At 69.6% G+C, this 11,121-nt stretch carries 9 protein-coding genes and 1 riboswitch; of the genes, 2 read left to right on the forward strand and 7 right to left on the reverse strand.

Annotated elements, in window-relative coordinates:
• Positions 1–249: 249 nt before the first annotated feature.
• Positions 250–588, reverse strand: a complete 339-nt coding sequence (glnK, locus tag CS062_RS23945; RefSeq protein ID WP_067066343.1) for a P-II family nitrogen regulator — start codon at positions 586–588, stop codon at positions 250–252.
• Between the two features lie 69 nt (positions 589–657).
• Complete coding sequence (locus CS062_RS23950) at positions 658–1,383, reverse strand: TorF family putative porin (RefSeq protein ID WP_099864281.1); 726 nt, start codon at positions 1,381–1,383, stop codon at positions 658–660.
• Between the two features lie 312 nt (positions 1,384–1,695).
• Between CS062_RS23950 and CS062_RS23955 the strand changes: the two genes are divergently transcribed.
• Positions 1,696–3,213 carry a YifB family Mg chelatase-like AAA ATPase gene (locus CS062_RS23955; protein ID WP_099864292.1) on the forward strand — a complete coding sequence of 506 codons (1,518 nt, stop codon included), beginning with the start codon at positions 1,696–1,698 and terminating at the stop codon, positions 3,211–3,213.
• A 97-nt stretch (positions 3,214–3,310) separates the two neighbouring features.
• On the opposite strand, the gene CS062_RS23960 is transcribed toward CS062_RS23955, so the two are convergent.
• Both CS062_RS23960 and metH read right to left on the reverse strand, forming a co-directional pair.
• Entirely contained in the window at positions 3,311–3,967 is a 657-nt protein-coding gene (locus tag CS062_RS23960) for a glycine zipper 2TM domain-containing protein (protein WP_099864282.1), read from the reverse strand.
• A gap of 156 nt (positions 3,968–4,123) precedes the next feature.
• Positions 4,124–6,895 carry a methionine synthase gene (gene metH, locus CS062_RS23965; RefSeq protein WP_438270499.1) on the reverse strand — a complete coding sequence of 924 codons (2,772 nt, stop codon included), beginning with the start codon at positions 6,893–6,895 and terminating at the stop codon, positions 4,124–4,126.
• 78 nt (positions 6,896–6,973) lie between these two features.
• Positions 6,974–7,078: riboswitch (S-adenosyl-L-homocysteine riboswitch) on the reverse strand.
• Between the two features lie 222 nt (positions 7,079–7,300).
• Here metH and CS062_RS23970 point away from each other — a divergent pair.
• Complete coding sequence (locus CS062_RS23970) at positions 7,301–8,506, forward strand: HD-GYP domain-containing protein (protein WP_143742487.1); 1,206 nt, start codon at positions 7,301–7,303, stop codon at positions 8,504–8,506.
• Between the two features lie 20 nt (positions 8,507–8,526).
• Here CS062_RS23970 and CS062_RS23975 read toward each other — a convergent pair whose 3' ends face one another.
• The 3 genes from CS062_RS23975 to CS062_RS23985 form a co-directional block, all read right to left on the reverse strand.
• The gene (locus CS062_RS23975) at positions 8,527–9,603 is read right to left on the reverse strand and encodes a homocysteine S-methyltransferase family protein (protein ID WP_099864287.1); all 1,077 of its coding nucleotides are present in this window, start codon (positions 9,601–9,603) and stop codon (positions 8,527–8,529) included.
• A 121-nt stretch (positions 9,604–9,724) separates the two neighbouring features.
• Positions 9,725–10,402, reverse strand: a complete 678-nt coding sequence (locus CS062_RS23980; RefSeq protein ID WP_099864289.1) for a DUF4197 domain-containing protein — start codon at positions 10,400–10,402, stop codon at positions 9,725–9,727.
• A partial coding sequence (locus CS062_RS23985) for a fumarylacetoacetate hydrolase family protein (protein WP_143742488.1) occupies positions 10,383–11,121 on the reverse strand: 739 nt, incomplete at its 5' end. The genes CS062_RS23980 and CS062_RS23985, both read right to left, overlap by 20 nt.

Here is an 11,121-nt window from a genome sequence, read left to right on the forward strand (position 1 = left end):
GTCTCGCTGGCGGTGGCGGCGGGCGCGGAAGCCGCGTCCTGCGCCATGGCCGCCGGGGCCAGGCTGGTGAAGGCTGCCGCGGCCAGGGCCAGGCAGGCGAGTAGTTTCTTCATGATCGGGACTCTCTTCGTTGGATCTTTGGGGATCGGCGGACGCGACGGGCCGGGCGGCGGCGCGGCGCGGGACTGCAACGGACTGCGGAGCGGCCGCCCTCGGTGGCCGCGACGTTTCAGCGCTCGACCGGGACGCTTACAGCGCGTCCTGGCCGGTCTCGCCCGTGCGGATGCGGATCACCTGATCCAGCGGGGAGACGAAGATCTTGCCGTCGCCGATCTTGCCGGTGCGGGCGGCGTTCTCGATGGCCTCGATGACCTGCTCGACGACGCCGTCGGCGACGGCAGCCTCGATCTTGACCTTGGGCAGGAAGTCGACGACGTACTCGGCGCCGCGATACAGCTCGGTGTGGCCCTTCTGGCGGCCGAAGCCCTTGACCTCGGTGACGGTCAGCCCCTGCACGCCGATGGCGCTCAGGGCCTCCCGCACTTCATCCAGCTTGAAGGGCTTGATGACGGCGGTGATCAGTTTCATGACGTTTTCTCCTCGATGCGCGGCGCGGAGGGCGGCGCGGCCATCCGCCCGCGCTCTCCTGGTTCAGATTCAGAAGACCTTCTTGACGGACACGACCACACCGTTCTTGCCCAGGTCCTTGCCCTTGCCGCCGATGTAGTTGTCGGTGTTGGTGGCGACGAAGGCCAGGCCGAAGGTGAAGCCCTCGAAGTCCTTGTTGGCGGTCAGCGAATAGTCCGTGTAGCTGAAGTCGCCGTTGTTCTTGACCTTCTGGTGGCCGATGTGCGGCGTCAACGTCACCCCGCCGCCGACGTCGAAGGTGGCGCTCAGGTCGAGGTAGCCGCTCTGCTTGGAGTCGGCGAAACCGAACAGGTTGCTGATGCTGTGCGAGTACTTCAGCGTGGCCGGCCCCACGGTGACGGCGCCGTACAGCTCATTCGTGTTGGCGCTGGTGGCCAGCTTGTTGCTCGGGTAGTTGTAGCGGAGGAAGCCCACATCGACGGTGACGCCGGAGCTGACCTCGGTCTTGTAGCCGGCGTAGGTGTCGATCTCGACATCGGAGTCGCCGCCGCTGTCCTTGATCCACTTGATCGTCGAGGCCCAGGCGCCGATGTAGAAGCCGCTGGCGTGGGCATAGTCGACGCCGCCCTGCAGCGCGGGCTTGAGGCGCGACTGCGAGATGCCGCGATAGCGGTAGTCGGAGGTGACGCTGACGTTGAAGGACAGCGGGTTGGCCTCCTGCGCCAGCGCCGGGAGGGCGGTGGCGACGACGGTGGCCGCGATGGCGGCGGCGCGGACGGCGGCGAAAGGCTTCATGCGCGGGGGCTCCTGATTGTTGAGCGACTCTGGGCGACTGCTTCCGGACGAGGCTTTGCAGCTTTTGTGCCAAGCGACCGTCCCCCTTTGAAAGAGCCCCAATCCGGCTCATGCCGCGACGAACGGTTGCCGATACCGCCCCGTCAAGCGCCATCGCGCACCAAAAACATGCAGTAGCGGGGGAATGGTTAACCCTCGAAACGCCCCAACAGGGTGCTAGGCGTGAAATCCGGCGATGCCGACACTGCCGGCCTCATGACCCGAGTGGGTGCGGAAGGCCAGGTGCTGATCCGTGTCCGAGACACCATGGCGATGTCCCTTGCGATCATCCACAGCCGCGCGCTGGACGGCCTGTCGGCGGCGGCGGTGGAGGTGGAAGTCCATCTCGCCAATGGGCTGCCGAGCTTCACACTGGTTGGCCTCGCCGACCTGGAGGTCAAGGAGTCCCGCGAGCGGGTGCGCGCCGCGCTCCAGAGCAGCGGGCTCGAGTTCCCCGCGAACAAGCGCATCACCGTGAACCTGTCGCCCGCCGACCTGCCCAAGGAAGGCGCGCGCTTCGACCTGCCGATCGCGCTCGGGCTCCTCGCCGCCAGCGGCCAGATCGACGTCGAGCTTCTGGCCCAACTCGAATGCGCCGGCGAGCTGGGCCTGTCCGGCGAACTGCGGCCGGTGAAGGGCGCGCTGGCGATGGCGCTCGCGCTGCGCGCCACCAGGCTCGATCGCGAATTGATCCTGCCGCGCGGTTGCGCCGACGAAGCGGCTCTGGTGCAGGGGTTGGTCGTGCGCGAGGCCGCCCATCTGCTCGACCTCGTCAACGCTCTGCAGCCCGGCAGCGATGCGCCGTTGCCCCGCGTGCAGCGCGATCCGCCGCCGCCCGCCGACACGCCGCTCGACCTGCGCGACATCAAGGGACAGGCGGGGCCGAAACGGGCCCTGGAGATTGCGGCGGCGGGCGGCTTGAGCGTCCTGCTGGTCGGGCCGCCGGGCACCGGCAAGTCGATGCTGGCGCAGCGCCTGCCGACGCTGCTGCCGCCCTTGTCGGAATCCGAGGCGCTGGAATCCGCCGCGCTGCTGAGTGCGAACGGCCAGTTCCGGCCCTCGCTGTGGGCGCAGCGCGCGTTCAGGTCGCCGCATCACAGCGCCTCCGCCGCGGCCTTGATCGGCGGCGGCTCACCGCCGCGTCCGGGCGAGATCACCCTCGCCCAGCATGGGGTGCTGTTCCTGGATGAGCTGCCGGAGTTCCAACGGCTGTCGCTGGAGGCGCTGCGGGAGCCGCTCGAGACCGGGCGGGTCCACATTTCCCGTTCCGCGCATCAAGCGGATTTTCCGGCGCGCTTCCAGCTCGTCGCCGCGATGAACCCCTGCCCTTGCGGCCATCTCGGCAATCCGACCAAGGCCTGTCGCTGCACGCCGGACCAGGTCACGCGCTACCAGAACCGGCTCTCGGGGCCGCTGCTCGACCGCATCGACCTGACGGTGGAGGTGCCGGTGCTGCCGGCCGCAGTGCTCTCGGCCGCGCCGGATGGCGAGCCCAGCGCCACGGTCGCCGCCCGCGTCGCGGCAGCCCGCCAGCGTGCCGAGGCCCGGCAGGGCTGCGTGAACGGCCGGCTGGCCGCGGGTCAGCTCGACGAGTACCTGCGCATGACGCTGGAAGCCGAGGCGATGCTTCACCGCGCGTCGGCGCGACTGGCATGGTCGGGGCGCAGCTTTCATCGCGTGCTGCGGATCGCGCGCACCATCGCCGACCTGGCGGCGGACGACCTTGTCACGCCCACCCACGTCGCGGAAGCCATCCAATGGCGTCGAGCGCTGCCGGGCCGCGACGAATGAGGTTCGATGTGGGAGCGCCGAAAAGCAGAAGCGCCGGGCGAGGCCGGCGCTTCGGGGATCGCGGACGCCGGTGGGGCGACCGCGAAAGGGGTCCGACTTATTGGCGGATCAGCTGACCGTCGCTGACGCGCACCACGTCGCCGCTCTGCACGCCGGGGTCATGGCTGAACGTCATCGTGCGATTGCTCTGGTCGGCGTTGCGCATCTTCACCACCCAGACGGTCGTGCTGCGCTGGCGCTTCTCGATCTCGTTGCCGGCGTAGCCACCGGCCACCGCGCCACCGACCGTGGCGATCTTCTTGCCGGTGCCGCCGCCGACCGCGCTGCCCAGCAGGCCGCCGACCACCGCGCCACCCACCATGCCGATGCCGGTGCCCTGGCCTTCACGGGCCTCGGTGCGCACCGACAGGACGGTCGCGCAGGACGCGCACAGCCGGGATTCGGCCTGGCCGGCGCTGCCGTTGTTGTCCGCATAGCCGGTCGAGCCGCCATCGCGCGACTGCGAGCCACGATGCGAGTCATTGGCCGTGCGCTGCTGCACCGCCTGGTCGCCCGAGCGGCGCGCCGCGCGCGCCTCGTCGGCGGCATTGGCGCCGTTGCGATCGACGATGTTGCCCTGCTGCTCGGCCGCCGCGACCGGCGTGTCCGGCATCGACGGCGCCGACTGGTGCCGCCCCGCGAAGAACGCTGCCACGACCAGCACGGTGGCCCCAACTGCACCCGCCGCGATCTTTTGATTGGTATTCAACGCCATGATTCACCTCTTATGGTTTTCCCCTACCTCGGGGGACGAGCGAAGAATGCCACGCTGTTACAAGTCGCGGTGGCCGGTTCTTGTTCCGTTTGTAAATGGGTGAAACGCGGCCTGTAGGACAAGGCCGCGTCGTGCGCTTTTCGTTGCTCGGGCGCGTCAGCCCAGCAGTGGCGCCAGGGCTCGTTGCGCGTCCTGCGGATCTAGCGCCATGCGCGCCGCCCAGTCCGCCACCTGGTCGTCGCCGATGCGACCCACATTGAAATAAGTCGCTTCCGGATGCGCGAAGTAGAAGCCGCTGACGCTGGCCGCCGGCGTCATCGCCATGCCTTCGGTCAGCGCCATGCCGATCTCCTCGGCCTGCAGCACGCGGAACATGTCCCGCTTGACCAGGTGATCCGGGCACGCCGGATATCCCGGCGCGGGACGGATGCCGCGGTAGGCCTCGGCGATCAGCTGCTCGTTGCTGAGCGCCTCATCGGCCGCGTAGCCCCAGAAGTCCATCCGCACCCGCTGGTGCAGCCGCTCGGCGAAGGCCTCGGCCAGGCGGTCGGCCAGCGCCTTGAGCATGATCGCCGAGTAGTCGTCCAGGTCGTCGATGAACTGCTGCTCCTTCTTGTCCACGCCCAGGCCGGCGGTGACCGCGAACAGCCCGATGTAGTCCGGCACCGTGCCCTTGGCCGCGATGAAATCCGCCAGCGCCCGGTTGGGCCGGCGCACGCCGTCCACCACCGGCCGCTCGGACTGCATGCGCAGCCCGCGCCAGGTCATCAGCACCTCGGAGCGCGACTCGTCGCTGTAGATCTCGATGTCGTCATCGTTGACCTGGGCGGCCGGGTACAGGCCCACCACGCCGTTGGCCGTCAGCCAGCGGCCCTCGATCAGGCGCTGCAGCATGCGCTTGCCGTCGCTGAAGACGCGCTGCGCCTCGGCGCCGACCACCTCGTCCTTCAGGATCGCCGGGAACGGGCCGGCCAGGTCCCAGGTCTGGAAGAACGGGCCCCAGTCGATGCACTGCGCCAGCTCGGCCAGGTCGTAGTTGCGGAACTGGCGCCGGCCGATGAAGCGCGGCACCGGCGGCGTGTAGGTCGTGAAGTCGGCGCGCTGCTTGTTCGCGCGAGCCTGCGCCAGCGTCACCAGCGGCGTCTGCTTCTTGTTGGCGTGCAGTTCGCGGACCTTCTCGTAGTCGGACTTCAGTTCGTCGATGAAGCGCGTCGCGCGCTCATCCGACAGCAGTTCGGAGCACACGCCCACCGAGCGCGACGCGTCCGGCACGTAGACCACCGGCCCCTCGTAATGCGGCGAGATCTTCACCGCCGTGTGCACCCGGCTGGTGGTCGCGCCGCCGATCAGCAGCGGAATCTTCTTGACGCGGAAGTAGTCGTCGCGCTGCATCTCGGCGGCGACGTGCTGCATCTCCTCCAGGCTCGGCGTGATCAGCCCGGACAGGCCGATGATGTCGGCGCCCTCGACCTTGGCCTTGGCGAGGATGTCCTGGCACGGGACCATCACGCCCATGTTGACGACCTCGAAGTTGTTGCACTGCAGGACCACGGTGACGATGTTCTTGCCGATGTCGTGCACGTCGCCCTTGACGGTGGCGATGACGATCTTGCCCTTGGAGCGCACGTCCGCGCCGGCGGCGGCGAGCTGGCGCTTCTCCTCCTCGATGTAGGGCACCAGGTGGGCGACCGCGGACTTCATCACCCGCGCGCTCTTGACCACCTGCGGCAGGAACATCTTGCCGGCGCCGAACAGGTCGCCGACCACATTCATGCCGGCCATCAGCGGTCCCTCGATCACATGCAGCGGACGGCCGCCCTTGGCCCGGATGCCCTGCCAGGCCTCCTCGGTGTCCTCGACGATGAAGTCGGTGATCCCGTGGATCAAGGCATGCGACAGCCGCGCCTCGACGTCGCCCGCGCGCCAGGCCAGCTTGGCGCTGTCGTCCTTGGCGGCGCCCTTGACCGACTCGGCCACCTCCAGCAGGCGCTCGGTCGCGTCCTCGCGGCGGTTCAGCACCACGTCCTCGACGCGCTCGCGCAGGTCGGCCGGGATCTCGTCGTAGACGCCGACCATGCCGGCGTTGACGATGCCCATGTCCATGCCGGCCTGGATCGCGTGGTACAGGAACACGGTATGGATGGCCTCGCGCACCGGCTCGTTGCCGCGGAAGCTGAAGGACACGTTGGACACGCCGCCGCTGACCTTCGCGCCGGGCAGGTTCTGCTTGATCCAGCGGGTGGCGTTGATGAAGTCGACCGCGTAGTTGTTGTGTTCCTCGATGCCGGTGGCAATCGCGAAGATGTTGGGGTCGAAGATGATGTCCTCGGCCGGGAAGCCGATCTCGTCGACCAGCATCCGGTAGGCGCGCTCGCAGATCTGGATCTTGCGTTCGTAGGTGTCGGCCTGGCCGGTCTCGTCGAAGGCCATCACGACCGTCGCCGCGCCGTAGCGGCGGATCAGCCTGGCCTGCCGGCGGAATTCGGCCTCGCCTTCCTTCAGCGAGATCGAGTTGACGATGCCCTTGCCCTGGATGCACTTCAGGCCGGCCTCGATCACCTCCCACTTCGACGAGTCGATCATGATCGGCACGCGCGCGATCTCGGGCTCGGAAGCGATCAGGTTGAGGAAGCGCACCATCGCGGCCTTGCTGTCGAGCATGGCCTCGTCCATGTTGATGTCGATCACCTGCGCGCCGTTCTCGACCTGCTGGCGCGCCACGCCCAGCGCGGCCTCGAATTCGCCGTTCAGGATCAAGCGCGCGAAGGCCTTGGAGCCGGTGACGTTGGTGCGCTCGCCGATGTTCACGAACAGGGTCCCCGCGCCGATGGCCACCGGCTCCAGGCCGGAGAGCTTCATCGGGGGAACGGCGGTGCGGCCGGAACCGTCGGCGTCGGAAGCGTCGGAAGCGGGAGGGAGGGCGGACATGGCGGCGGCGCTCTTCGAGGCTGGAGGAAGCTGGATCGAGACGGGGCCGCGCAACTCACCGCAACCCCGCGCGGGGCGGGACGGTGAGCGTCGTTGTTCAGCGGGGTCCCGGGGTCCGACCGCGCCGTTCCGAGCCTGGCGGGCACCCGGATGACGGGACCTGTCGCAACGCTCCTCGGAAACCACCGCCGCCCCGATGCCGCGAATGCGGCATTGCTGGCAGCGGAAACGGCGTGCATTCTACCGGTCCGGCCCTGCTTTGTTCGTGCCGGAATGCCCGCCGACGCCCCTCACGCGCCTATGCTCGCCCGCAGCGCGCCACGGTCGAGGGAACCGGCGACAGCGCGACGACAGTCCGACAACGACAACAACGAGAGGGCGACGTCCAGTCGCCGGGAAGACGACGTGGATCTGGTCCAACTTCCATCAAACAGCCTGCGCGTGGGACAGGTGCTGACGTTCTCGCTGCGTGACGCGGCGGGGCACCTGCTGTTCGCCGCGGGGCAACCGCTGCCCGACACGCCGCAGGTCCGCGAGCTGCTGGCGCGCGGGCCCTGGGTACAGGCCCACGAGACGCGCGAGTACCAGCGCGCCCTGGCCCACAAGCTGGACACGATGATGCTGCAAGGTGCCTCGCTGTCTGCGCTGGCCAATGCGAAGGCCGAGTACAAGCCCACGCGGCCGATGCCCTTGCCGGTGTCGGCAGGACCGGCGCACACCGCCATCTGGGCCGACCTGCAGTGGCATGCGCAGCAGGTGCTGCGCGATCCGCGCCGGCCGGATTTCCTGCTGCGCCTGGCGCAGCTGCTGGACACCGTGCTGTCGCGCCTGAACCAGCAGCCCGATGCCTCGCTGGCGATGCTGGTGCACGACGCGGGCCAGGAGCCGCTGCAGTACAGCGCGCGGCATGCGCTGCTGTCGCTGGTGCTGGCCGAGATGACCACCCGGCAGCTCGGCTGGAGCGAAGGGCGCCGGCGCACCCTCGGCCTGGCGGCGCTGACGATGAACCTGGACAGTGGCGTCCAGCAGGACCAGCACGCGATGCAGCCGCAGGCGCTGGGTGAGGCGCAGCGCGAGCAGCTGGCCGGCCATGGCGACCGCGCGGCGGCCACGCTGCGCGAGATCGGCGTCGACGACGAGGCGTGGCTGAACGCGGTCCGCCTGCATCATGACGCCGGGCCCGGGCCGCTGGCCGGCCGCTCGGACGGCGAGCTGATGGCGCGCCTGCTGCGCCGGATCGACGTCTATGGCGCGCGCCTGAGCCCGCGCCGCAGCCGCCGGGCGCTATCGGCGGCGCAGGCCGCGCGGGCGGTCTATCTGGACGAGCTCCAGCAACCCGACGAGGCCGGCGCCGCGCTGATCAAGGCGATCGGCCTCTATCCGCCGGGCTCGCTGGTCCGGCTGACCAATGGCGAGGAGGGCATGGTGCTCAAGCGGGGCCACAGCGCCAGCGAGCCGCTGGTGGCGGCGCTGATCGGCCGCAGCGGCACGCCGCTGACCGTGCCGGTGCTGCGCGACACGCGGCTGCCGGCGCAGGCGATCTCCGCCAGCCTCGCGCCGCATGAGGTCCGCCTGCGCGTCCACATGGACGCGATGCTCAAGCTGTATTGAGGCGCGGGGGTGGCGAAGGCTCAGGCTTCCTCGGCGATCAGGCCGCTGAAGATCGGCTGACCCCAGCGTCGCGGCTGATAAGCGGCGACCTTCTGTGCGATCGCGCGGATGTGGTCGGGCGTGGTGCCGCAGCAGCCACCGGCGATGTTCAGGAAGCCCGCCGCGGCGAACTCGCCGACCAGACGGCCGGTGACATCCGGCGTCTCGTCGAAACCGGTGTCGCTCATCGGGTTGGGCAGGCCGGCGTTCGGGTAGCAGGAGATCGGCGTGTCGCCGGCCGCCTTCGACAGTTCCTCGATGTAGGGCCGCATCAGCGCCGCGCCGAGCGCGCAGTTCAGGCCGATGGCCAACGGACGCGCATGGCGCACCGAGTGCCAGAACGCGGTCACCGTCTGTCCCGACAGGATGCGGCCCGACGCGTCGGTCACCGTGCCGGAGATGATCACCGGCAGGCGCTCGCCGGTGTCCTCCATCAACTGGTCCACCGCGAAGATCGCGGCCTTGGCATTGAGCGTGTCGAAGATCGTCTCGATCAGGAACAGGTCGACGCCGCCCTCGAGCAACCCCTTGGCCTGCTCGTAGTAGGCGGCGCGCAGCGTGTCGAAGTCGACATTGCGCGCGCCCGGGTCGTTGACGTCGGGGCTGATGGAGGCGGTGCGCGGCGTCGGGCCGAGTGCGCCCGCCGCGAAACGCGGCTTGTCCGGCGTGCTGAAGGCATCGCAGGCCTGGCGCGCGAGCTTCGCCGCGGCGACATTCATCTCGTAGGCGAAGGCCTCCAGCCCGTAGTCCTCCTGCGCGACGGTGGTCGTGCCGAAGGTGTTGGTCTCGATGATGTCGGCGCCGGCGTCCAGGTACTGGCGGTGGATCTCGCTGATGACGTCGGGCCGGGTCAGCACCAGGAGGTCATTGTTGCCCTTGAGGTCCTTGGGATGGTCCGCGAAGCGGGTGCCGCGGAAGTCCGCCTCCGTCAGCTTGTAGCGCTGGATCATCGTGCCCATCGCACCGTCCAGGACGGCGATGCGTTGCGCCAGGAGCGCGGGCAAGGCGGCGCCGCGGGTGTAGGCGGCGGCAGGACGGGCGACGGTCGGGGCGTTCATGGGTCGCGATTGTAGGAAGCCCCCGCCCCGCCTACCGCCCGCAGGGCCTTCGCCGTGCGGCGCGGCACGCATCTCCGCACGCAAATGCTCCGCATCGGCGGCAGCCTATCGGCCGACGCACTCATCCGCCGAAGACCTTCCTCAGGATCGCACTGCCGGTGCCCACCGGGTCCTGGCGGATCTTCTTCTCCTCCTGGCCGATCATGAAGTACAGCCCGTCCAGCGCCTTGTCGGTGACATAGGACTGCAGGTTGGCATCCTCCTTGCGGATCAGGCCGAAGCCCATGGCCTTGCCGGCGACGGCGTTGTACTTCTCGCTCAGCGACTGGCGCTCGGTCGCCTTCGTCACGATCGGCAAGAAGCGGGTCGTCAGCGGCGCGCGGGTTTTGTCTTCGAAGAACTGCGTCACCGCGTTGTCGCCGCCGCGCACGATCCTCACCGCGTCCTCGACGCTGATGTTGCGCACGGTGTTGACCAGCAACTGGCGCGCTTCGGGCATCGCCTGCTCGGCGGCGCGGTTCATCGAGGTCACCAGCTCGTCGATGCGCCGGCCCTGGCCGGTGGTGCGCAGCAGCCGGGCCGCGTCCTTGAGCGCCCCCGGCAGCTCGATGCGCACCTGCGGATTGCCCAGGAAGCCGTCGGTGCGACCCAGGTTCGCAAGCGCCGCCTGCGCGCCGCGCTCCAGGGCCGCGCGCACGCCGGAGGCGGCATCGCCCTCGCTCAGGCTCAAGGCCATCGCCCAAGGCGAGGCGCATCCCGCGCCCAGCAGCGCGATCAGGTCACGGCGAAGCAGGTTCATCGAGGTCTCCTTCGTGGGTATCGGCCGCCTTGGCGGCCCTGGGCTGGACGGACGCCTCGTGCGAGGCCTCGTCCGTTGCACGCGGCGGCTCGTGGCTGTCTGCCGGCGGCGGCTCGTCGGCGGCATCGGCGTCACCATCGCCATCGCCATCGGCATCGGCATCGGTCGCGAGCGCGGACGCGTCCTCCGAGTCCGCGAGGTCCATGTCGATGGCGCCGAAGGGGCCGGGGCCGTCACCGAGTTTGAACTCGATGCGCAGGCTGTCGCCGGCTTCGAGCACGACCGGCTTGCCGAGCGCCGGCATGCCCGCGCCGACCAGCGTGCCGGCGCGCAGCGGCCGGTTGCGGGTGGCCTCGGCGAGCAGGTCGCCGAAGGACCACTGCATGCCGGCCTTCGCGTCGACCACCGCCTGCTTGCGACCGTTGCGCATGATCTGCAGCTGCAGCGCCGCGCGACCGAGGTACCAGGCACCGGGCAGCTCGTCGGGCGTGATCGCGACCGGCGCGAACTGCAGCGCCGGGCGGCTGTGCAGCGCCGGCCAGCCGTTGGCCAGTTCCTCCTGTTGTGCCGGCCGCAGCACCCAATCGCTGACCAGCATCAGCAGCCGGACCGATTCCAGCGCCTGCGACGGCACCGCGCCTTGCGGGAGGTCGCCGGTGATGACCGCGAGTTGAGCCTCGGGCTCCAGGCCCGGCGCGCGCAGGTCCAACAGGTCGGCC

The sequence above is a fragment of the Roseateles chitinivorans genome (assembly GCF_002761755.1).
In the GTDB taxonomy this organism is placed as follows: Bacteria; Pseudomonadota; Gammaproteobacteria; order Burkholderiales; family Burkholderiaceae_C; genus Roseateles; species Roseateles chitinivorans.